At 62.2% G+C, this 21955-nt stretch carries 24 protein-coding genes and 1 tRNA gene; 10 read left to right on the top strand and 15 right to left on the bottom strand.

From position 1 onward, the window contains the following. Positions 1-29: 29 nt before the first annotated feature. Together ACTIGC_RS12475 and ACTIGC_RS12470 are read right to left on the bottom strand one after the other, a co-directional pair. Positions 30-2261: a TonB-dependent receptor family protein gene (locus ACTIGC_RS12475; protein WP_439634722.1), complete on the bottom strand. Its 2232-nt coding sequence runs from the start codon at positions 2259-2261 to the stop codon at positions 30-32. 245 nt (positions 2262-2506) lie between these two features. After that, complete coding sequence (locus tag ACTIGC_RS12470) at positions 2507-3280, bottom strand: SDR family NAD(P)-dependent oxidoreductase (RefSeq protein WP_439634721.1); 774 nt, start codon at positions 3278-3280, stop codon at positions 2507-2509. A gap of 156 nt (positions 3281-3436) precedes the next feature. Here ACTIGC_RS12470 and ACTIGC_RS12465 point away from each other — a divergent pair, with 156 nt between their 5' ends. Next, a complete protein-coding gene (locus ACTIGC_RS12465; protein ID WP_439634720.1) occupies positions 3437-4303 on the top strand; it encodes an isoaspartyl peptidase/L-asparaginase family protein in 867 nt (288 codons plus the stop codon). 7 nt (positions 4304-4310) lie between these two features. On the opposite strand, the gene ptsN is transcribed toward ACTIGC_RS12465, so the two are convergent. The 7 genes from ptsN to ACTIGC_RS12430 all read right to left on the bottom strand — a co-directional run bounded on the left by ptsN (position 4311) and on the right by ACTIGC_RS12430 (position 10086). After that, entirely contained in the window at positions 4311-4775 is a 465-nt protein-coding gene (gene ptsN, locus ACTIGC_RS12460; RefSeq protein ID WP_127568832.1) for a PTS IIA-like nitrogen regulatory protein PtsN, read from the bottom strand. A 39-nt stretch (positions 4776-4814) separates the two neighbouring features. After that, positions 4815-5441, bottom strand: coding sequence for a ribosome hibernation-promoting factor, HPF/YfiA family (gene hpf / locus ACTIGC_RS12455; RefSeq protein ID WP_439634719.1), 627 nt, complete (start codon positions 5439-5441; stop codon positions 4815-4817). 236 nt (positions 5442-5677) lie between these two features. Then, positions 5678-7177: an RNA polymerase factor sigma-54 gene (gene rpoN, locus ACTIGC_RS12450; protein ID WP_439634718.1), complete on the bottom strand. Its 1500-nt coding sequence runs from the start codon at positions 7175-7177 to the stop codon at positions 5678-5680. Between the two features lie 11 nt (positions 7178-7188). Further along, complete coding sequence (lptB, locus tag ACTIGC_RS12445) at positions 7189-7929, bottom strand: LPS export ABC transporter ATP-binding protein (protein WP_439634717.1); 741 nt, start codon at positions 7927-7929, stop codon at positions 7189-7191. A 176-nt stretch (positions 7930-8105) separates the two neighbouring features. After that, positions 8106-8711, bottom strand: a complete 606-nt coding sequence (locus tag ACTIGC_RS12440; protein ID WP_439634716.1) for an LptA/OstA family protein — start codon at positions 8709-8711, stop codon at positions 8106-8108. After that, positions 8708-9379, bottom strand: a complete 672-nt coding sequence (lptC, locus tag ACTIGC_RS12435) for an LPS export ABC transporter periplasmic protein LptC (protein WP_439634715.1) — start codon at positions 9377-9379, stop codon at positions 8708-8710. Before lptC ends, ACTIGC_RS12440 begins: the two co-directional genes overlap by 4 nt. 92 nt (positions 9380-9471) lie before the next feature. Then, on the bottom strand, positions 9472-10086 hold the full coding sequence (locus ACTIGC_RS12430; RefSeq protein WP_439634714.1) for a ribonuclease D: 615 nt from the start codon (positions 10084-10086) through the stop codon (positions 9472-9474). A 150-nt stretch (positions 10087-10236) separates the two neighbouring features. Here ACTIGC_RS12430 and ACTIGC_RS12425 point away from each other — a divergent pair, with 150 nt between their 5' ends. From ACTIGC_RS12425 to ACTIGC_RS12415, 3 genes are all read left to right on the top strand, one after another. Further along, positions 10237-10932, top strand: coding sequence for a hypothetical protein (locus ACTIGC_RS12425; RefSeq protein WP_439634713.1), 696 nt, complete (start codon positions 10237-10239; stop codon positions 10930-10932). A gap of 158 nt (positions 10933-11090) precedes the next feature. Next, the gene (locus tag ACTIGC_RS12420) at positions 11091-11480 is read left to right on the top strand and encodes a hypothetical protein (RefSeq protein WP_439634712.1); all 390 of its coding nucleotides are present in this window, start codon (positions 11091-11093) and stop codon (positions 11478-11480) included. Positions 11481-11669: 189 nt separating this feature from the next. Further along, positions 11670-12563 carry a hypothetical protein gene (locus tag ACTIGC_RS12415; RefSeq protein ID WP_439634711.1) on the top strand — a complete coding sequence of 298 codons (894 nt, stop codon included), beginning with the start codon at positions 11670-11672 and terminating at the stop codon, positions 12561-12563. 19 nt (positions 12564-12582) lie between these two features. Here the strand turns inward: ACTIGC_RS12415 and ACTIGC_RS12410 are convergent. Next, positions 12583-12669: transfer RNA gene (locus ACTIGC_RS12410), tRNA-Leu, on the bottom strand. A gap of 168 nt (positions 12670-12837) precedes the next feature. On the opposite strand from ACTIGC_RS12410, the gene ACTIGC_RS12405 reads away from it, so the two are divergent. Then, the gene (locus ACTIGC_RS12405) at positions 12838-13800 is read left to right on the top strand and encodes a complex I NDUFA9 subunit family protein (protein ID WP_439634710.1); all 963 of its coding nucleotides are present in this window, start codon (positions 12838-12840) and stop codon (positions 13798-13800) included. Positions 13801-13811: 11 nt separating this feature from the next. Here ACTIGC_RS12405 and ACTIGC_RS12400 read toward each other — a convergent pair whose 3' ends face one another. Both ACTIGC_RS12400 and ACTIGC_RS12395 read right to left on the bottom strand, forming a co-directional pair. Beyond that, positions 13812-14621 (bottom strand): undecaprenyl-diphosphate phosphatase, encoded by an 810-nt coding sequence (locus ACTIGC_RS12400; RefSeq protein ID WP_439634709.1) that lies wholly within the window; start codon positions 14619-14621, stop codon positions 13812-13814. 96 nt (positions 14622-14717) lie between these two features. After that, on the bottom strand, positions 14718-15656 hold the full coding sequence (locus ACTIGC_RS12395; protein ID WP_439634708.1) for a hydrogen peroxide-inducible genes activator: 939 nt from the start codon (positions 15654-15656) through the stop codon (positions 14718-14720). A 131-nt stretch (positions 15657-15787) separates the two neighbouring features. Here ACTIGC_RS12395 and ACTIGC_RS12390 point away from each other — a divergent pair, with 131 nt between their 5' ends. The 5 genes from ACTIGC_RS12390 (at position 15788) to ACTIGC_RS12370 (ending at position 19285) form a co-directional block, all read left to right on the top strand. Then, positions 15788-16342, top strand: a complete 555-nt coding sequence (locus tag ACTIGC_RS12390) for a peroxiredoxin (protein WP_439634739.1) — start codon at positions 15788-15790, stop codon at positions 16340-16342. Positions 16343-16440: 98 nt separating this feature from the next. Beyond that, positions 16441-16974, top strand: a complete 534-nt coding sequence (locus tag ACTIGC_RS12385) for a carboxymuconolactone decarboxylase family protein (protein ID WP_127568865.1) — start codon at positions 16441-16443, stop codon at positions 16972-16974. Positions 16975-17170: 196 nt separating this feature from the next. Beyond that, positions 17171-17491, top strand: a complete 321-nt coding sequence (locus ACTIGC_RS12380) for a hypothetical protein (protein ID WP_439634707.1) — start codon at positions 17171-17173, stop codon at positions 17489-17491. Positions 17492-17588: 97 nt separating this feature from the next. After that, complete coding sequence (locus tag ACTIGC_RS12375) at positions 17589-18902, top strand: dicarboxylate/amino acid:cation symporter (RefSeq protein WP_439634706.1); 1314 nt, start codon at positions 17589-17591, stop codon at positions 18900-18902. A 59-nt stretch (positions 18903-18961) separates the two neighbouring features. Continuing rightward, complete coding sequence (locus ACTIGC_RS12370) at positions 18962-19285, top strand: hypothetical protein (protein ID WP_439634705.1); 324 nt, start codon at positions 18962-18964, stop codon at positions 19283-19285. On the opposite strand, the gene ACTIGC_RS12365 is transcribed toward ACTIGC_RS12370, so the two are convergent. The 3 genes from ACTIGC_RS12365 to ACTIGC_RS12355 all read right to left on the bottom strand — a co-directional run bounded on the left by ACTIGC_RS12365 (position 19269) and on the right by ACTIGC_RS12355 (position 21953). Further along, positions 19269-20021 (bottom strand): hypothetical protein, encoded by a 753-nt coding sequence (locus tag ACTIGC_RS12365; protein WP_439634704.1) that lies wholly within the window; start codon positions 20019-20021, stop codon positions 19269-19271. The genes ACTIGC_RS12370 and ACTIGC_RS12365 overlap by 17 nt on opposite strands. Beyond that, positions 20018-20974 carry a glutathione synthase gene (gshB, locus tag ACTIGC_RS12360; protein WP_439634703.1) on the bottom strand — a complete coding sequence of 319 codons (957 nt, stop codon included), beginning with the start codon at positions 20972-20974 and terminating at the stop codon, positions 20018-20020. Before gshB ends, ACTIGC_RS12365 begins: the two co-directional genes overlap by 4 nt. A 76-nt stretch (positions 20975-21050) precedes the next feature. Beyond that, complete coding sequence (locus tag ACTIGC_RS12355) at positions 21051-21953, bottom strand: reverse transcriptase family protein (protein ID WP_439634702.1); 903 nt, start codon at positions 21951-21953, stop codon at positions 21051-21053. Positions 21954-21955: the final 2 nt, after the last annotated feature.

The raw sequence follows: 21955 nt of genomic DNA, 5'->3' as shown, positions 1-21955 counted from the left end.
GCTTTTCCTTGTCAGTATGGTGTCCCAGCCTAGAAATTCGCCGAAAGGCCGAACAGCACCGCGCGCGGCGCGCCGGGGCGCAGGCCCGCTGGGCTGCGCGAGGCGGCATAGACCTCATCGGTAAGGTTTCTGACCTGTACCCGCGCGCGCAGCGCTTCGGTCAGATCATACCAGACCGCCAGATCAGCCACCGCATAGGAATCAAGGAACTGAGCGGCCGGAATGGCGCCCTGTCCGGCAACCGTGCGGCGCTCGCCATTCCACGTCACAGCCAGCTGGCTGCCGAACCGGCCCTGTTCAAGGCCAATGGAGGCGAACCATTGATGCTCGGGCAGATAGGGCAGCTTGTCGCCTGCCTGCACGCTCCCCCAGGGGGAGTAGCCGGAAGCAAAGGCGGTCTGAAATTCAGCATCGGTCCAGGTGTAGGCGCCGCGCACGGGCACCGACACACCGCTCCAGCCGGCAAATGCCGCAAGATCGACACCAGCTGACAGCTCCAGCCCCCTCACATCGACCTCGCCGCCATCGAACTGCGCGCCAATCGTGCAGCCGCCGCCGGTGGAGGCCGTGCACGTGCCGATCAGGTTGGAATAGTCATTGAAGAAGCCGACGGCCTCGACAAAGGCGGACCCGCCCGACCAGCGCACACCAGCCTCCCAGTTCACCGCATCTTCCGGATCACTGCTGGAGGAGGGTGAGGATGGCGCGAAGCCCCGATGCACACCGCCAAACAGCATCACGCTGTCGTTCAGCTGATAGCGTACGCCAAGCCCGGGAATGAACACATCCGTGGTGCTGCCTGTCACCGTAGTGGCTCCGGAGCGGGTCTGGTCGGTGGCGGCCCAGCGGGTCTGCGTGCCTTCGATGCGCTCATAGCGCAGGCCCGGCACCAGGGTGAGCGCTCCAAAGCTGATCTCGTCCTGCACGAAGATGGCCAGCGCTTCGGCCTCGACAACACGGTTGTCGTGGAAGCCCGGCGTTTGCGCGCCGGTCTGAATAAGCTGCGAATTGTCCATGCGGTAGAAGACCTCGTTCTGGAAACGGTCTTCAGAGTCGCGGTGCGCACGCACCCCCACCCGCCAGCGATGGCTGGCACCGAACAGGGCGGCATCACCCACGAGCTCGGCCTGCACGCCTTCGGCCACGTAGGAGCGGTTATTATTGCGGCTGATGACGGCGCCATCGATGGAGACGAGGCCCGGCTGGCCGGTCAGGATGGCGTACTCCGCCGAATAGGTGACCGGATCGGAAAGCACCGCGCCCAGCGAGCGGCGGCCTGCGCCGGCATTGACGCCTTCGACCTTGAACCAGTTGCGGGCCACTTCATTGCGGTAGCCGAGCACCGTGAAATTGAGGCCATTGTCAAACGCGGCGTCATAGCGCAGCACCCAGCGGGACTGATCCACATTGATCTGGTCGTTGGCGCTGGCGGCATAGCGGCGGTAGGGATCAGCGGCAAAGTCCGCATCCGTGAGGCCCATATAGGTCTCGTCAGAGGTTTCGTCCGAGGTCTGGTAGCGCAGCTCCACAGCATGGGTCACGCCTGCGCCATCGAACTCGGCGCGCAGGCGGGCGCCGAAATCGGTCAGATCAAAGCCTGTGGACTGGCCAGCGTTGAAATCGATCGTCTTGAAGCCTTCCGCGCTATCAGTATAGGCCTCGACAAGCCCGCCCAGACGCACGCCCTGCGACACCTCGGTCATGCCACCGGCATAAGCGTGGATGCGGCGCGCCTCTTCTTCACCTGCCGTGATGGCAAGCCGGCCCGACCAGCTTTCCGGCACCGGCGTGGAGAGGAAATTGACCGAGCCGCCTTGCGTACGCGGTCCATAACGCACCCCGGACGCGCCCTTGACGATCTCCACACCTGCCATGCGGCCCACATAAGGCGAGTAATAAGCTGCCGCAGCCGAGTAGGGCGCAGGCGCAGCCAGAATACCATCTTCCATCAGCACGATATTGGCCGAGCGATCGAGGCCCGTGCCGCGCAGGCCGATATTGGGGCGCAGGCCATACCCGTCTTCTTCCTGGATATTCACGCCCGGCACCTGGCGCAGCACGCGCCCGATATCGGTATAGTCCTGCACTTGCAGCACTTCGCTGGGCAGCAAGGTGGCAGAACCGGCCACTTCGCGCGCATCGCCCTTCAGGCCGATAATGGTGATGGTCTCGACATTGACGTCAGCCTCGCTGGAATTTTCGGCGGCGGCATTGGCGGCAAGAGCCAGCACGGCTGTGCTGGCGAGAAGAAGCGTGCGCATGGTTGGCGTCGTCCCTGACGTCTGGTGTAACTGAGAATAAGTCTCACCTACAGGACGCGCGGGGCGCTGCCAATAGCTTTTGAGAATGAATTGCAGTTAGGGTCGCAGGCAGCGGCGCTCCATTCAACACGCGTCACCCCCGCGCAGGCGGGGGTCCAGTGCTTTGGCCGAAGACCTCAGCCAAGGCTCTGGGTTCCCGCCTGCGCGGGAACGACGAAAGGTTGAACGCGTTGCGCCAGAAAGCCCTATTTCGGAGGCATGCGCGCGCCGGCATCAAGGCGGACACATTCGGCGTTGATATAGTCATTGCCGACCATGAAGGCGACGAGATCGGCGTATTCCGCCGGCGTGCCAAAGCGCTGCGGGAACTGCAGATGGCTGGCGAGGTTCACTTTCACTTCCGGCGGCATCTGCTGGTAGATCGGCGTCTCGAAGAAGCCCGGCAGGATGGTGTTCACCCGCACCCCTTCGCGGGCCAAATCGCGCGCCATGGGCAGCGTCATGCCGTAAATCCCGCCCTTGGACGCCGAATACGCCACCTGGCCGATCTGGCCGTCCTGCGCGGCAACGGATGCGGTATTGATGATGACACCGCGGCCCGATGCGTCCGGATCAAGCGTGAGCATGCCCTCGGCGGCCAGCACGGCGCAGTTGAACGAGCCAATGAGGTTGATGTTCACAACGAGGGCAAACTTGTCGAGCTGGTGGCCGACAATATCGCCGGAAGAAGAACGGCGGGCGGTCTTTTCCGCCCAGCCAATGCCGGCGCAGTTCACGAGGATGCGCTCCTGGCCATTGGCCGCGCGGGCCTTGGCAAAACCGGCCTTCACGCTTTCGACATCGGCGACATTCACTTGCGCGAACACACCACCAAGCTCTCTGGCCAGTGCTTCGCCGCGCTCGGCATTGAGATCGAAAATCGCGACCTTGCACCCTTCGGCGGCCAGACGCCGGACTGTGCCTTCGCCCAGACCCGATGCTCCGCCCGTGACAACCGCGCTTGCGCCCTTGAACTGCATGATTTCTCTCCCCGTTGGAATGGTTTTGTCGCTGCACCAGCGATGTGCAGATGCACCGCGCTTTCCCTGACGAAATAGCGCCTTGGCGCTTCAGAGGGAAGCGCGGGGATGTTATGAGCCTCAGCTCACGACGCCCTCGCCAATGGAGACCCGCCCATGACCCGTCCCACCGCACTTGTCCTGCACGGGGGAGCCGGCGTGCTCGCCGAGCGCTCCTATGAGCGCGAAGTGGCGCATCTGCGTGCTCTTGCCGACGAAGGCAAGGCGCTGCTGGCACAGGGCGCACATGCCGTCGATATCGCGGTGAAGCTGGTGCGGGCGATGGAAGAGAGCGCGCTTTATGTCGCAGGGCGCGGCGCCTCACCCAATACCGCTGGCCGCTACGAGCTGGACGCCTCCATCATGGAAGGCCCCTCGCGCAAGGCGGGCGCTGTCGCGGCACTGGAAGGCTTCATTTCGCCCATTACAGCGGCGCGCGTGGTCATGGAGGCGACGCCCCATGTACTGATCGCTGGCGCTGGCGCAGCCGACATAGCCCGTGCGCACGCCATCGAGGAAATCGCTGATCCGGACAGCTATTACCGGCCTGCCGCGGTGCCCGATGGCCGCGAGATCGCGACCGGGACTGTGGGCTGCGTGGTGCTGGACAGTCACGGTATGCTTTGCGGCGCGACCTCCACTGGCGGCACGCTGCGCAAGCGCTGGGGCCGGGTGGGAGACACGCCCATCATCGGGTCCGGCACCTGGGCGGATGCGCGCGTAGCCGTTTCCTGCACCGGCCAGGGCGAGTTCTTCATGCGCGCCAACGCCGCCGCCGACGTCTCCGCGCGCATGCGTTATCTGGGCTCAAGTCTGGATGAGGCAGTCAGGGGCGTGCTGGACGATATCGCGGAGCTGGGCGGCGATGGCGGGATCATCGCAGTCGATTCAAAAGGACATGTCAGCGCGCAATACAACTCGCAAGGCATGAAGCACGCAATTGTTCACGCCGATGGCCGGATCGAAGCAGGCATGACGCGCTAACGCTCACCTACGCCGCGTCGGTATGGGCCATGCCCGACAGAATGGCGTTCACAGCAGCTGAATCCGGCGCGGCACGCAGCGCGGTGCGGACATCCTCGCGCCGGAACATGCGCGCCACACGGGCAAGGGCTTTGAGGTGCTCAGCCCCGGAATCCTCCGGCGCCAGCAGCAGGAAGACCAGATCGGCGTGACGTCCGTCCATGGCGTCGAAATCTACCGGGGTCTTCAGGCGTGCAAACACACCGCACACCCGGTCCACATCGCCCGTGCGGGCATGGGGGATGGCCACGCCATCGCCCACACCCGTTGATCCCAGCTTTTCGCGCTCCATAACCGCGTCCAGCACCTTGCGCGCCGGCACATGCAGCGTACGCTGCGCCAGATCACACAATGACTGGAGCACCTGCTTGCGGCTTGTGCCGGGCAGGTCTGCCACCGCCCCTCCGGGCGGAATCAGGTCTGACAATGCCATGTCACGCCTTTGCTTGTCGGCGGGGCAAAGGGCCCCCTCTCAGCGAACGGCGCCGTCTTTAGCCTCTCGGGCCGGATCAATCCACCCCACATGACCATCAGGACGTCTATAGACTACATTGAGCGATCCGCTTGCTGCATTCCGGAACAGCATGAACGGTGTATCGAGCACGTCCATCTCGTGAACCGCCATGGAGACGGTAAGCGTGCGCAACTCACCGACGGTTTCCGCCACGATGACCGGCTCGTTGCCGCCCGTGGCACCGCCATCGTCCAGCTCGGCATCATCCTCGTCCAGCGTGACGGCCCGGCCATTGCCCCTGAAGACCACGATCGGGGTCTCTTCGGCGGGCAACTCCAACTTGTTTTCAGCGTGATGGTCTTTCAGGCGGCGCTTATAGCGGCGCAGGCGTTTTTCCAGATGTTCAACCGCAATTTCGGCAGCGGCATAGGCATCTGCGCCTTCGCCCGTGGCCTGCAGAAAGGCACCTGACGGCAGGTGCAGTGCGCACTCCACACGGAAGCCGAAGCCCTCTTTGGCGGCGGTGACAAACGCCTCGCCGGGACGGCTGAAATATTTCGCGGTGCCTTCCTCGACCTTGCCCTCGATACGTTCACGAAGGGCGGGCGATACGTCGATACCTTTGGAAACAAACTGGATGTGCATGTCAGCTCCATCTGCTGCTGGCGCGTTGCGCTGGCTGCAGGAGCCTTTTTTCAAAAAGGCCCCTGGCGCTTGAAACAACGCGTGGCCGGATATCCGGTTCTGTGCCGGATGCAGTGACGGTAGCAAGCCGGGCGGGGGCGTCAATCCAGATAACTGGTTAATGACGCAGCGGACAGGTTTGGGGTTACCAATATCCTAGGCTACAGGCCCAATCAGGACTGGAATCCCGGGGGAGCCTAGCGCTTCATCATGCGGCGGCGCTGTACCGATGAGGGAATATTCATCGCCTCGCGGTATTTTGCCACGGTACGCCGGGCAATCTCGATCCCGTCAGACAGCAGACGGTCAACAATGGCGTCATCACTCATCACATCGTCCACCGTTTCAGACTGTATCATGGCCTTGATGCGGTAGCGTACAGCCTCGGCCGAATAGGCCTCGCCCCCATCGGCCGACGCGATGGAGGAGGTGAAGAAATATTTCAGCTCGAACAGGCCGCGCGGCGTCGACACATACTTGTTGGAGGTGACACGGCTGACCGTGCTCTCATGCATGCCGACCGCATCGGCCACCGTTTTCAGGTTCAAGGGCCGCAGCCAGGCCACGCCCTTGGCCAGAAACATGTCCTGCTGGCGGACAATTTCGCTGGCGACTTTCAGGATGGTGCGCGCGCGCTGGTCCAGGCTTTTCACCAGCCAGGACGCGTTCTGTGCACATTCAGTGATGAAGGTCTTTTCTTCCGCCGAACGCGCACTGCCCGCGATCTGCGCGGCGTAACGATTATTCATCAGCACGCGCGGCAGGGTGTCGGTATTGAGCTCCACCGCCCAGCTGCCGTCCGGCCGCTCACGCACATAGACGTCCGGCTCGACCGCCCGGGTACTGTCAGAACCAAAGGCGAGGCCCGGCTTGGGGGTGAGCCGTTTCAGCTCGGCGATCATGTCTTCGAGATCTTCCTGGTCGACCTCGCAAAGGCCCCGCAGGCCCGCATAATCATGCTTGGCCAGCAAGGGCAGGTTATCCACCAGCGCCGCCATGGCCGGGTCCAGCCGGTTGCGTTCGGCCAGCTGTATGGCCAGGCATTCCTGCAGGCCGCGCGCCATGACACCGGCCGGTTCAAACTCCTGCAGACGCGCCAGCAGGGCCTCAACCTCGGACAAGGTGACGCCGAGACGCTCTGCCGTTTCGGCAAGATCTGCGCGCATATAGCCATCGTCATCGGCCAGATCGATCAAATGGGCCGCGATCATGCGGTCAGCGCTCGTCAGCGCCAGATCTGCCAGCTGGTCATGCAGATGCTCACGTAGGGTCTTGTCCCGGCTGGCATGGGCCGCGGCGTCATAATCCTCGCCATCGAACCCGCCCCCGCCCTTTCCGGCGCGCGACCAGTCCACCGCTCCGCCGGTATCGCGCGCGCCTGCCATGTCGGGCGCGCTGTCGGCATACATCGCCTCGCGGTCGGCATCGAATGCATCGTCGGCAGCGGAGGACGGCGCATCAAAGCTGAGCTCGCCATGCGGGTCTGCAGCATCTCCTGCCGGCGCACGTTCATCGTCACCGCCGGGCTCCGGGCGCTCGTCACGCTCCAGCAGCGGGTTGCGCTCCAGCTCTTCCTCGACGAACTCGGCAAGTTCCATATTGTTAAGCTGCAACAGCTTTATGGCCTGCTGAAGCTGCGGGGTCATTACCAGACCCTGCCCCTGCCTTGCCTCCAGCCTTTGTCCGAGCTTTGCCATCCGTTCGCGCCCTATTGAAAACTGTCGCCGAGATAGACCCGGCGCACGGACGGATCGGCACGTACCGCTTCGGGCTTACCCTCGAACAATACCTCGCCGTCATGGATGATCGCGGCGCGATCCGTGATCTGCAGCGTCTCGCGCACATTGTGGTCTGTAATGAGTATTCCGATACCGCGCTGTTTGAGGAAGAGGATCAGGTCGCGGATATCGGCAATGGCCAGCGGATCAATGCCGGCAAACGGCTCATCCAGCAGGATGAAGCCCGGACGGGTAGCCAGCGCGCGTGCAATCTCCACCCGGCGGCGTTCCCCGCCTGAAAGGGCCATCGCCGGACTGTCGCGCAAATGGTCGACGCCCAGCTCCTCGAGCAGATCCTCGACCAGCTTCTTGCGCGCCGCCTTGTCCTTTTCTGCAATTTCGGCAGTGGCGGTGACGTTTTCAAACACTGTCATGCCACGGAAAATGGACGCTTCCTGAGGCAGATAGCCAATACCAAGGCGTGCACGCTGGAACATCGGGAAGGATGTGATGTCCTGCCCGTCCAGCAAGATCCGGCCGTGATCGGCCGGAATAAGCCCCGTTATCATGTAAAAGCAGGTCGTCTTGCCGGCACCGTTCGGCCCCAGCAGACCGACAACCTCGCCCCGGCACAGCTGGAGCGAGACGGACTTGACCACCACGCGCCGGCCAAACGCCTTGCCGATTGACTCGACATGGAGGCCGTCAGCGCTGCTGTCTGGCATGGTCATTCCCGTCACCACCCTTAATTCCCGCTAACAGGGTTACTGGCGCAGGCCTAATATTTGGTGAAGCGTGCGCAACTGGCCCCATCCTTGCAAGGGACCGCCCCCTCGTGACAAGGCCAACGGCTGCAAAACACAGCCCGGCGCACCAATGCGCGCCCGTTCAATGAGGTCAGAAGCGGCTAGTTCGCTGCCGGCGCACCGGACTGCCCGTCCGGAAATTCATTGCTATAGCTGCGCGGCGCCGGCCCGGGGACGGGCGGTGCCGGACAATTTCCGCTGGCAGCCGGCCGCTCGCCATCCTGAGAAAAGAACAGGCTGCGCACACGGCCATTGCCCCCTGTCAGGCGCGATACGCCGGTTTGCAGGTTTATGCGCAGCTCCTGGCCGGTGGAAACATTGCAGCCTTGCGTAAGAACCACCGCGCCGGTGAGAACAATGACCTCGTCTGACAGAGTATAGACGGCCCGGTCACCGCGCGCGGTCTCGGTTGCCGTCACGTAGAACACATCGCCCTGCGCCGTAATGCGCTCGATACGGCGCTGTCCGGTCTCGGGATTACGCGCAAGCTGGGCTTCGGCCTCGTCCGCACGCAGGCGCGTATCGCCGCGAATGGCGTTGACATTGCCTATGAAGCGGACGCGATCCTGCTGGTCGAGAATTTCCTGGTCATCCGAACTGATATCAAGGAAATCGGGCGCATCCTGCCGCGCGAGCGCGTCAGTGGTCAGGATGCTGGCAGCGGCCATGGCGGACGCCAGCGCGGTAACGGCAAAAATCAGCCTCATCGGTCCTCCTCGGGCGCAGGCGCGCCGTCACCGACATAGAAGCGCGTCACCACACCGCCGGTAAAGCGCAAACGCCGGCCTTCCTCATGCAACTCGAAACCATATGCCTGCACGCCGCCCCATGGCGCGCGCCCCTGCACCGGCTCTTCGCCGTATACCACACCTTCGTCCAAGTCTATCGAAGCGCCTTCAGTGCGGAACTCATAGCCCGACCGGGTGGTAAAACGCACCGTATCGGACATGCGCAAGGTACGTGTCGCATCGTCATAGACACCCAGGCGCGACAATACCTCGGATGCATCGGGCTGACGCGACCCGCCAAACAGCAGGGCATAGTCGATGCGCGGATTCTCCAGATCGGTCAGATTGCCCAGCCCTACCATCCGCCGCACAGCCGAATCTGCCGTAAGCACATAAGCGCGCCCGTGCGCGTCGCGGCCGGTAAAGCGCGGGTTTACGATCCGCTCCCCGTCGCCCAGCATTGCTGGCCGGGTAGCCGGCTCGTGGCCGCCAGCCAGGAACGACTGCACCAGCAGATTGGACACAAGCGCGCCGATCAGGACAATCAGAACAATGCGCGCATTACGCACGACACGCGCCCGCAGACGGGCGGCCTCAACCGCCCGGCTTGCCGATGGCTCTGCGGCTGCGAATGTCAGCGTGTTCATCCCGAATGCCTGAAAAACTGTCCCCGCAGGGCTTTGTGGACCCTGGCCGCGGCCTTTTCAAGGCAGGCGCGCCGTCTGCCGGCAATGGCGCCCTAGCTGTGCGCGAAAATATCGGCTTCCGCCCAACCGGCGAGATCCAGCGCCGCCCGGGTGGGCAGGAAGCTGAAGCACGCCTTTGCCATCTCCATCCGCCCCTCGCGGATCAGCATGGCCTCCAGCCCGTCACGGATCTGGTGCAGGTAGAGAACGTCGTCAGCGGCGTATTTGAGCTGGGCTTCACTGATATCGCCTGAGCCCCAGTCAGAGCTTTGCTGTTGCTTGGACAGCTCCACTCCAGCGATCTCGCGTGCCACGTCCTTCAGGCCATGCCGGTCGGTATAGGTCCGCGCCAGCTTGGAGGCGATCTTGGTGCAGAACACAGGCCGCAGCGTAACGCCCAGATCGCGCGCAATCATCGCCACATCAAAGCGCGCAAAATGGAGAATCTTCTCTACGCCTTCATCGGCCAGCAGCGCTTTCAGATTCGGGCAGTCATAGGAGGAACGGTCCAGCTGGACGATATGCGCATCCCCGTCACCTGCCGACAACTGGACCAGGCATAGCGGGTCGCGCACCAGCGACAGGCCCAGCGTCTCGGTATCGATTGCAACGCGTTTTCCAAGGTCCAGCCCGGCGGGCAGGTCGGCCTTGTGGAAATGGATGGTCATGGACGTGCAACCCCTTCTTGGCTCAGCGCGTGTAACCCTTCCTATGGGCCGTGCTCGCACCCGGCGTCAATCAACGGCCTGCTCCGGGGGAACCAATTTGGACACCGGCAGGTTGAATCAGCGCCACGTCGCGGCTAGCTTGGGGTCATCATGTCCATATCCGCTACACTCGCCGCCGCGCTTGGCGCAGCAAGCATGCAGGGCGATCCTGCGTTCGCCGGTTCGGGAGCTTTCACCGCATCCACAGACTCCGACCGCCGGGCCTTTGTCGGCTTGCGGGCGGGAACACTGGGAGTGGGCGTGGAGGGCGGCTACCGCATCAACGATTACCTGCAGGTACGCACACATGCAGCAGGGCTCGTCTATTCCGACGACCAGACCGTGGCCGACATCGCCAGCGACTTTTCGCTTCGGCTGGCTAGCGTGGGTGTCGGGGTGGACGTTTTCCCCTTCAGGCGCGTCTTCTTTCTGACCGCAGGTGCCCGCTACAACTTCAACAAGGCCGTTTACAACGCCCAGCCCGCCAGCGACTATCAGATCGGCAACAATATCTATCCGGCCGCACAAGTGGGCCGGCTGACGGGCGAAGCCCAGTTTGCGCCAAATGCGTGGTTTGCCGGAGCCGGCGTGGCCGGACGGCCATGGAATGGCCCGGTCGAAGTCTCGCTTGAGGCAGGTGTATACCGGCAAGGCACACCCAGCATCAGCTACGAGGTAACCGGCTTGCTGGCCAACGATCCGGCCTTTCTGGCCGATCTTCAGCTGCAGGTGGAACGCGCTCAGCGGGATCTGGACAAGTATGATTCCTTCCCGCTGATCGCGCTCAATTTGCGCTATCGTTTCTGATCTTTGCCTCCGACAGTGCTTGCGTCGGCCTCTGCCCTTGCCAATTTGCATGGGCGCCTTGCGCACTGTCTGCCACGATTTGGCAATAATCAGCAGCTAGGCATGGATACCCCGACAAACCCGACCTGCCATCAAGAGCCATAAAAGGCCCTCTCCCCATGCCTCTCGACCACAAGACGCCCGATGCGGACCCGATCCGCATCGAAACCGATATCGACGGAATTCTCACATTGCGCCTGCGGGGCGAATTGACGAGCGCGGTACTGCGCGAGGCGGCCGAACGCCTTGTCGCTGCCGGTCACGGCACGCGGGTGAACGGCGTACTGTTCGAGACCTCGGACACCAGCATAGCCTATGATATTGCCGATATAGTCAGCGCGATCGAACTCATCATGGAGGAGCTCTCGCCGCGCCGCTGCGCCCATGTTTCCCATGGCGAGCGCACACGGCCCTACATGGTCATGGAAAGCACTGCACGCGCGTTTGCCGTGAAACTGCAGCCCTTTGCCTGCGAGGATGAGGCCCGCGCCTGGCTTTTGCAGCGCTAGAAGCGCTGCTTCGCAAGCAATCATCCCAAACGCAAGACGGCCCCGCTCGGGGCCGTTTTGGTGTCGGGTCACAGACAGATCGACGCCGGGCATCTGTGTCTTGCCCAATTGCCTGCTACAGCCTCCCGCAACAATGTATCCAACGCGTTGATTCCTGATAAATGGCGGACACACGACGGAGATTCATAAATGGGCACTGTTTACATTCACATCGGCTTGCCCAAGACGGCGACGACATTTTTACAAGAAAAACTGTTCACGCAGATTGAAAATATAAAGTATATAGACCGAAACTATATTCACGAGTTATTCAATGAAGAAGATAACGAGGGATTCAGGGCAAAATTTTCAAAATCTCCCGGCATATGGGCGTCTTACGCAGGGAGATCTATAAATAAAATAATAAACTCTATTGAATGCGAAAACATTCTTATTTCAGAAGAAAATATTTCAGCAAATGTTCACTTCTTCGACTTCCAAGCACGCCGGCAGCAGGATCCAATCGTGCTTGCCCACCATCTAAATCATATGCGCAAGGCCATACTGAAAGGCTCGCGGTTTAGCCGCGTAAAGATTCTGACAACTATCCGGCGGCAAGACACGTGGATAGCATCACGATATGCGCAGTCTGGCGCAACATTCAGCGCTCCAAGTCAGGAACATTTTGAAAAAACCGCGAGAAAGCTCATCAGCGCCAAATCTGAACTCTATCGTTCGGCCATGGTGATAAACTATCGATATATGGATGATTGCCTTCGATCGGCGCTCGGCAAGAATGATATTTGCTTTCTGCCAATGGAAGCCATCCGGCTCGATCCACCCCTGTTTTACAGCCGTCTCGTGGAGTTTTTCGACGGAAACGATTCCTTTATGGCCGCCGCCGAACGCGAAAAAGCCATACACGCGAGCAATGCCGAAGGTGAAAATCGCTGGAAGGTTCGACAGGAAGACGGTCAGGAGAATTCGGTGCGCATCGAGATGCCTGAACAGCTGGCAGCCAAGATCATGCGCAAATTTGCGAAGTCCAACGAGGTGATTTCCAAGAGGTATGATCTGGGTTTGGACCGCTACGGCTATTTCTAGCGCAACAGACCAAACCAGATGGTGCCCAGGAGAAGACTCGAACTTCCACTCCCTTTCGGGAACTGGCACCTGAAGCCAGCGCGTCTACCAATTCCGCCACCTGGGCATATCTCTGAAGGCGTCGGAGGCGCGGTGATAAATGCGGGCGCGGGCGCTGTCAACGCGCCTTGTGCGGCGTTGCCAACGGGCCGCAAATTTGGTCTATCCGCTAAAGACACAGACAGTGTTCGCGAGGTACCCCCGCGAACCGGCCAGGCTCAAGGGAGAGGCCCACATGCTGCGCGATGAAATGATCACGGTGTTTGGCGGTTCGGGTTTCATCGGACGCTATGCAGTGCGCGCGCTGGTCAAGGCCGGTTACCGGGTACGCGTAGCCACGCGCCTGCCCCACACCGCGATTGATCTCAAACCTATGGGTTCAGTCGGCCAGATACAGCTGGTCCAGGCCAATGTGCGCAACAAGGCCTCCATCGAGCGCGCTATTGAAGGCGCCAGCGCCGTCATCAACCTCACCGGCATTCTGGCGCAGTCCGGACGGCAGACCTTCCGCTCGGTGCAGGCGCAAGGCGCGCAGAGCATCGCGCAGGCCGCAAAGGCTGCGGGCATTACCCGGTTTGTGCAGATTTCGGCCATCGGAGCGGACGCAGACAGCAAGTCCGCCTATGCGCAGACCAAGGCCGCCGGGGAAAAGGCGGTGATGGATGCTATCCCTACCGCCACCATTCTGCGCCCCTCAATCGTGTTTGGAGCCGAGGACAGCTTCTTCAACCGGTTTGCCCAGATGGCGCTTTATACGCCGGCCCTGCCGCTGATCGGCGGCGGCAAGACGGTGTTCCAGCCAGTCTGGGCAGGCGATGTCGGCGCGGCAGTTCTGGCCGCGCTGGAAAACCCGGCCGCACAGGGCAAGACCTACGAGCTTGGCGGTCCGGCCCGCTATAGCTTCAAGGACGTGCTCCAGTACATTACGGCCACCATCCGGCGTCCGCGCCTTCTGGTGCCGGTGCCGTGGCTTGCCGCTTACGGCATCGGGTTTGCCGGCGAGATCGCAGGCGCCCTGCCCTTCGTGCCAACCGTGCTCACGCGCGACCAGGTGACCTTGCTGAAAGCCGATAATGTCGTGGCCGAGGGTGCGCCGGGGCTCGCAGAGCTGGGGATCAGCCCGGCCTCTGTCGAGGCAATCGTGCCAACCTATCTCTACCGTTTCCGGCAAGGCGGCCAGTTCGCACCGGCGGAGTAGGGTTTTCCCCTTCACACCACCCAGATAATCACCGCCAGAATCGCGAAAGCCAGCGCGATGCGGTAGATGACGAAGGGCAGAAAGCCGAACCGGTCCACCAGCTTCAAAAGAAGGTGAATGGCGACAAGGCTCGCCGCAAAGGAGAGGCCAACCGCAATCAGCCCGTCCGTGAGGCTCGCGCCCGGATCTTCACCGCGCGCCAGATCAATACCCGATTGCAGGCCGAAGGCGGCAATGACGGGAATGCTGGTCAGCATGGCAAAGCGGGCCGCGGCCGAGCGTTCCGCCCCCAGCATGCGCGCTGCCGTCATCATCAGGCCGGAGCGGCTGGAGCCGGGAATCATCGCCACCGCCTGGGCAAGGCCAATCACGGCAGCATCCTTGTAGGTCAGCGTCTCCACCGTCTTCACGCGCGGGCCATATCTGTCAGCCAGCCAGAGCGGCAGCGCGAAGACCAACGTGGCGGCCGCGATTACGGCAGGCGAACGCACCAGATCCATCCAGCCGGTGAAGTAGAGAACGGCCGCCACGACCATCACCGGCGGCGTCGCGATCACCACCAGCAGGGCAAGGCGTCCGCCGGGCGTCATCTGGCCGCTAAACCAGGCCAGCACGCCCACGATCACCTGGGCGATTTCCTTGCGGAAATAGACCATCACGGCCAGCAGCGAACCCAGATGCGCCATCACATCGATGAGCACGCTTTGCGGCTCTACCCCGAAGGCCAGAGGGGCAAGGATCAGGTGCGCGGAGGAGGAGACGGGCAGAAACTCGGTCAGGCCCTGCACAATCGCGATCAGGACGAGCAACATCAGACTCATGGCGTTATATCTCCCCGCATCGGCACAACTCGCCGCCAGCTATGCACCGCTTTTATTGCGCGAGCGTGAAGACCGGCTATTGCCGCAGGGTAAAGATCAGCGCGGTGCGAGCGCTGCCTTGACCGCCCCGGACAGCTTGGCCGCTTCTTCCGCACGCGCAGAGCCGCGCCGCCACGCCATGCCGATCTCGCGCCCTGCAACCGGCGGGTCAAACGGCTTGATGACAAGGCCCAGCCCCTCAGCGACCCCGCCATCAACCGCCAGGCGCGGCAGGAGAGTGGCGCCCAGCCCGCTCCTGACCATCTGCACCAGCGTGTGCAGGCTGGTGGCGGCAAAGTCTGACCGCGCAGCATCGGCCCGGCCCGAACCGGGCCCTGACGCGCTATGGCTGGTTGAGCACACGCTGAGCGCATGATCGCGCAGGCAATGGCCGTCTTCCAGCAAAAGCAGGGATTCATCAGCCAGCATGGCCGGGCTGAGCGGGTTCGCATCCGCCAGCTTGTGGCCTGGCGCGCAGGCAAACAGGAATTCGTCCATGGCAATGGAACGCGTCTCGATCCCCGCCGCCTCATAGGGCAGCGCGATCAGCGCAGCATCAAGCCGGCGTTCCTTGAGGGCGTCGACAAGGCGCGGCGTCAGATCCTCGCGCAGGAACAGCTCCAGCTGTGCAAATTCGCTGCGCAAGGCGGGGAGGACGCGCGGCAGGAGGAAGGGCGCAATGGTCGGGATCACGCCAAGGCGGAACTGCCCGGCCAGCGGCTCGCCAGCCGCGCGCGCGGCATGCACAAGGTCTTCCGCCTCGGTGAGGATGGTGCGCGCTCTTGCCGCAGCCGCTTCACCGGCAGGCGTCAGGCTGGCACCGCGTGCCCCGCGCTCTACCAGCGTGGTGCCAAGACTCAGCTCCAGCTCCTTGATACCCGCCGACAGGGTAGGCTGGGTAACGTGGGCGGCCTCGGCGGCGCGGCTGAAATTGCCATGCTCGGCCAGCACAATAAGAAATTGCAACTGCCGCAATGTGGGAAGATTTGCACTCATGGCTATCGAGATAGCCTATCGCTGATCCAGAGACAATCGATTTGCTTTCGCAACTGCAACATAGCACATGCTGCAGCAGCACATGGCGCCCGCGCGTCGTGGCCATCATTCAAGTCAGACAGGAGACGAACATGCTGGGTATCGGCCAGAAACTTCCCGAATTTGAAATCACGGGCGTAAAGCCGGGCTTCAACCATCACGAGGAAAATGGCGAGTCCGCGTTTGAAACGCTGACTGAAGCCAGCTTCCCGGGCAAGTGGAAGGTCATCGTCTTCTACCCGAAGGACTTCACCTTCGTGTGCCCGACCGAGATCGTCGCCTTTGCCAAGCTCAATGACGAGTTTGCAGACCGCGACGCCGTCGTGCTGACCGGCTCGACCGACAATGAGTTCTGCAAGCTGGCCTGGCGCCGCGAGCATGCCGACCTCAACAAGCTGGACCAGTGGCAGTTTGCCGACACGACCGGCTCGCTGGTCGATCAGCTCGGCATCCGTTCGCCCGAAGGCGTCGCCTACCGCTACACCTTCATCGTGGACGATCAGAACACGATCCAGCACGTCTACGCGACCAACCTCAATGTCGGCCGCAACCCGGAAGACACGTTGCGCGTTCTCGACGCGCTGCAGACCGACGAGCTGTGCCCGTGCAACCGCGCGGTTGGCGGCGAGACGCTCAAAGCGGCTTAAGGGCTTTATTCCCTTCAAGCCCCTGCAAAGCGGGCCGCGTCACTCCTCCCGGCGCGGCCCGTTTTCATATCTGCTACATACCGACACGGAGCCTCCCCATGAGCCTTGAGAGCCTCAAAGAGCACATCCCCGATTACGCCAAGGACATCCGGCTGAACCTGTCCTCGCTGGCGCGCGAGACCGGACTGGACGACCAGAAGAAATATGGCTGCTTCCTCGCCTCGGCCTGGGCCACGGGCAATGCGGCGCTGATCCGCGCCATTGCCGGTGAAGTCGATGGCAAGCTTTCACCCGAAGCTGTGAACGCCGCCAAGGCCGCCGCCGCCGTGATGGGCATGAATAATGTCTATTACCGCTTCGTGCATCTGGCCTCGGCCAAGGACTACAAGACCCTGCCCGCGCGCCTGCGCATGAATGTCATCGCCAATCCGGGCGTGGACAAGGCCGATTTCGAGCTGTGGTCGCTCGCCGTATCCGCCATTAATGGCTGCGGCATGTGCATCGACGCGCACGAGGCCGAGCTGAAGAAGCATGGCATCAGTGCCGACCAGATCCAGACCGCCGTGCGCATCGCCTCCGTGGTCAATGCCGCCGCCAGCGTGATCGAGGCCGAAACCGCCGCTGCGGCGTAATTTCGGCGCCCCAGGCACCTGGAAAGCCCCGCTGCGGAGCGTCCGCGGCGGGGTTTTTGTTTGCACGCGCCCGAACCTACTCACGCTTTCTTAAAAACCACGACAGTCACCAAATTGTCGTAAAAGATTTTATCTACGAAAAATCAGTAATTTGATTGACCTTGACGAACGCGGTTAAGTTCCGTATCCTGATCTTATGGCTGATACGCTTCACCATATCGCGCAAAGCGCCACCGACCGCGACCGGCATGATGCCGGGCAGGCGGGCAGCGCATGGCGCTGGTTTTCGGCGCGCACCATGCGCCGGGCCTCGCGCTATCGCGACCTGACATGGCGCCATGTCGGCCGGCACATGATCTTTGCGCTGGCGATCGTTTTCGTCTCGCGCATCTGGGCGAGCGAGGCCCATGGCGTACTGCTGCTGGTGATCGGGTCCGTCTGGGCCGTGCTGATGGCGCGCATCGCCTTCATCAAGAGCTTTGATGCCCTCACCCGCCGGCGCCAGGCCCGCTCCTGATCCGCGCCTCCCTTCTGCTTGCCGCATCGCCTGATTGACGCTGCGCGCGCGGCGCTTAGGCTGTGGCGTTCATGCTTTGCTGCGGGGAGCGCCTCTCATGAAATGGTGGTTTGGAACGGCACTGTGGAAGCGCGTGCTGGGTGCCCTCGTGCTGGGCATCGGCTTTGGCGCGCTGATGTCCCAGATGATGGGTGCAGAGGCCGCCACCAATCTCATCGAGAGCTATGTCCGCCCGGTCGGCGACCTTTTCATCCGCCTCATCCGCATGCTCATCGTGCCCCTGATCCTGACCACGCTGGTGGCGGGCGTCTACGCGCTGGGTGATCCCAAGCGCCTTGGCCCGATCGGCGGCAAGACGCTGCTCCTCTATTTTGGCACCACCTTCTTTGCCAACATCATTGGCATCATCTTTGGCCTGCTCTTCCGCCCCGGCGCGGGCGCAGACCTGGGCGGGACGGATGCCGTGCCGGTTTCCATGGAAGCCGAAGGGCTGGGCAGCCGGCTTCTCTCCATCGTGCCCGACAATCCGGTTGCCGCGCTGGCCGATGGCGACGTGCTGGCGGTGATCTTCTTTGCGGTCCTGCTGGGTATCGGCATATTGCTGGCGGGCAAGGCCGGCAAGCCGGTGGGCGATCTGTTCAACTCCGCCTCTGATGTCGTGCTCAAAGTCACCCATATGGTGATGGAAGTGGCGCCGTTCGGCGTATTCGCGCTCGTCGCCTATACCACGGTGAGCCAGGGTCTGGAGGCGTTTGCCTCAATCGGCCTTCTCATCCTCACCGTCTATCTGGGCCTCTTCACCCATGCGGTGCTGGTCTATGGCGGGCTGATCAAATTCGTCCTGCGCCTGCCTCTGCTGGACTTTGCCCGCGGCATTGTCGATGCGCAGGCCGTCGCCTATTCCACCGCCTCGTCATCGGCCACCCTGCCGGTGACCATCTCCAACGTAGTCAATAATCTCGGCGTGAAGCGCTCTGTGGCCGGCTCTGTCCTGCCGCTGGGCGCGACGATCAACATGGATGGCACTGCGCTCTATCTCGGCATCCTGGCGCTCTTCACCGCGCAGGCCTTCGGCTATGACCTGACGCTGACGCACTATTTCATGATCGCGTTCACCGCTGCCATCGCCTCCATCGGCGCGGCCGGCATCCCCAGCGCGGGGCTTTTCCTGCTGGCCATCGTGCTGAGCACGTTCAACGTGCCGCCAGAGCAGATCGCCATCATTGTCGGCTTCATCCTGCCGGTTGACCGGATCATGGACATGGCCCGAACGGCGCTCAATGTGACCGGCGATGCTGCCGTGTCGGTGGCCGTGGCCAAGTGGGAGGGCGAGCTGGACGAGGAGCGTTTCCGCGCCCCGGCCGACAAGCCCATGCCGGCAAGCACGCCGGACGATACCGCCAGAACCTGAACCGGCAATGGCTGGCTTCCGTATCGATGAGGGAAACCTCACCCGTACGGGAGCCAGCCATGACCCTTCTTCGCATTCTTCTCGGCTTGGGCGGGATAGCCCTGCTCGCCAGCATTCTCTGGGCCGCCCAAGCCGCCAATATCGGGGCGAGCTTCTCGGCCATGATCGAGGATCCGTGGGGCGTGGTCGCCCTGATCGACCTCTATCTCGGCTTTGTCTTTCTGGCCGTCATCATCTGGCTGTTTGAGCGCAACAGGCTGATCGCGCTGGCCTTCATCCTGCCCCTGCCCTTTCTGGGCAATATCTGGGCTGCGATCTGGATCGTCTGGCGGGTAAGCGCCCTCAGCGCCCGGCTGAAACCGGCAGCTAACCAGCCCGGCTGAGCGCCCGGTCGCGTTCTGCCGCCAGCCCGGCATCGCTCACCGTCTCGGCCACGAACCTGTCCACCGGCGTTTCAAGACCGAGGCGCGATATCGCCAGCTCCTGCGCGGTCCACTGATTGCCCTGGGGGAGGTTGGAGTTTGTCGCGGCAAACGCGCTGACCCGCACATTGAAATGCCCGGTCAGGCAGCGATAGGCCTCGAACGGTCCATGAACGGCCTCCGGCGCGCCCTCCACGGCCACCGGCACGGCCTCATAAACGACGCCCAGATCCTCCGTGGCGTTCATCAGCGCATAGTCGCGGGGGGAAAGCAGCGTCGCCCAGGCCGAGACGCTGGCGCCCGGCTCTTCGGCAAGCGTGGCGGGCACCGAGCCATAGACCGCGATGCGGTTGGCCCAGGCGATGACATGGCCCGGCAGGCTGACCGCGATGACCGGGATCACCACGTCATCGATATATCTTGCGAACTTCCTTTGAAGCTGCACCGGCGCGGCGTTGGACCCCACCGCCACCACCGGGTGATACGCGCCCTCATCAAGCCGTGCCGCCCTCTGCGCCCCCACCACATCGGCGAGGGAACGGATATGACCGCCCTCCGCCACCTGCCAATCGCTGATCGGGCCACGGCGCGACCGGATATCGAGCGTGCGGCCATCCACGAACAGGAAATCACCCTCCGGCCGGGTGAACGGATAGGAGAGCGCCCATTGCATTTTCAGGTGCAGCGGATCGATCACGAGGCTTTGCCGCCCCGTTTTGCCTCCACCCAGTCGATCAGCATCTTGCTGACATCGATGCCGGAGAAGCGGCGCAGCTCCTGCACGCCGGTGGGCGAGGTGACATTGATCTCGGTCAGATAATCCCCGATCACGTCAATCCCGACAAAGACGAGGCCGCGCGCCTTCAATTCCGGGCCGATAATCCGGCAGATTTCCAGATCACGCGCCGAGAGATCGGATTTCACCGCCTTGCCGCCGACATGCATGTTGGCGCGCACCTCGCCTTCGGCCGGCACGCGATTGATCGCGCCCGCAGGCTCGCCATCGACGAGGATCACGCGCTTGTCGCCGTTTCGCACATCGGGAACGAAGGCTTGCGCCATCAGCGGCTCGCGGCTGACCTGTGCGAAGAGTTCCAAGAGCGAGGCGAGGTTCTCGGCAGACTCGCGGATGCGGAACACGCCCGCCCCGCCATTACCGAACAAGGGCTTCACCACGATGTCGCGCCCGTGCGCCTCGAAGAAGGCCCGGATATCGGCGAGCGAGGACGAGATGAGGGTGGGCGGCATCAGCCCTTCAAAGCGCGTGACGAACAGCTTTTCAGGGGCGTTCCTCACCTCTGCCGGGTCATTGACCACCAGCACGCCGGGTTGCAGCGCCTCCAGCATGTGGGTGCTGGTGATATAGGCCATGTCAAAGGGCGGGTCCTGGCGCAGGAAGATCACGTCGACGCTCGCAAGGTCCAGCACCACCGCCTCGTCCAGCACCGCATGCTCGCCCTGCACGCGTTTCAGCTCGCGCACTCTCTGCGCGCGCGCGCGCACCCTGCCATCCTCCATGGCCATGTCTTTCGGCTCATAGACCCAGATTTCATGGCCGCGCGAGAAGGCTTCCAGCGCAATGTCGAAGGTGGAATCCGCATTCACATTGACGCCCGTGACCGGGTCCATCTGGAAGGCAATTTTCAGCATGGGATAGCGCTTTCAGCTCTGGCGGGCGGATCAGGCGCTAGAGGTAGGGGATGAGGGGGGAAATGGGAAGGTGGGGTTATTGCTTCAAAGCTTCGGAATTAGCCAGCGAGCGCGCCCGTTCCGCCCAAACCGGTTCAAGTTGGGCAGCTTCGTAGAGTCGGCTCTTAAGTGCGTTTACCGCCTTTTCTCTGGCCGACCCGGCTGGGAGGCGCTCAAGTTCCTCGAACGCCTTCTTGATCTTGAGGTGTCGAGGGTGAGGCAATCGGGTGCCTTTCGGCGTTAGGGCGTTGCCCGTGACGACCCGTGGCACACCGGCTGGGAAATAGCGGCACTTGTGAGAGCTCAATCCATGCCGATGGATGATCTGTCTGACGTTAAAAAGTGTCCGGCGAACAGCCTGTTCGCCGCTCAAACACATATCATCCACATAGACGGTGAAGGTCAGGTCGAGCTCATTGGACAACTGTGCGATTTCATCGAACATCGGCTTATGCGCAAAGTAAGAAAGAATGGGGCTGACGGAGCTTCCCGTTGCGAGATGCCCGTCCACGGTCAATATCTTCGCAAGCAACATCGAAACGTCAGCGCGACACTTCATGTAATGAAGAAAAAACAAATAAACCGAGTGAGCTCTAACGTTATTAAAAAATGACTTAATATCCACCTTGATAAGGTTGACGTCTGCTCGGTGAGCGCTAGCATTAGTTATATATGAACGCCCACGGATTGCCGAATGGAGGTAATCTGGTGTTTCGATGCGGCTTAGCCACCGGGCAATTTTCTGGTGAATCTTCTTCAGCCGGTCCTTCGGCTCTTGGACAGGTCGCTTCTTGGTCTTTCCAGCGTCGAAGCGCTTATAGTTATCGTGACGATTGGCAAGCTCTTCCAAATCGCACAACTCAACCTCGAGCCGCCGAGCAAGGTCCGCTGGCGAAGTTACCTTGTACAGTTGGGATTGGTTGGGAGGGTAGCGCTTCATCC

This window comes from Glycocaulis sp., from assembly GCF_051859565.1.
In the GTDB taxonomy this organism is placed as follows: Bacteria; Pseudomonadota; Alphaproteobacteria; order Caulobacterales; family Maricaulaceae; genus Glycocaulis.
The sequence above is the reverse complement of the archived record's forward strand: the minus strand, read 5'-3'. Positions and strand labels throughout refer to the sequence as shown.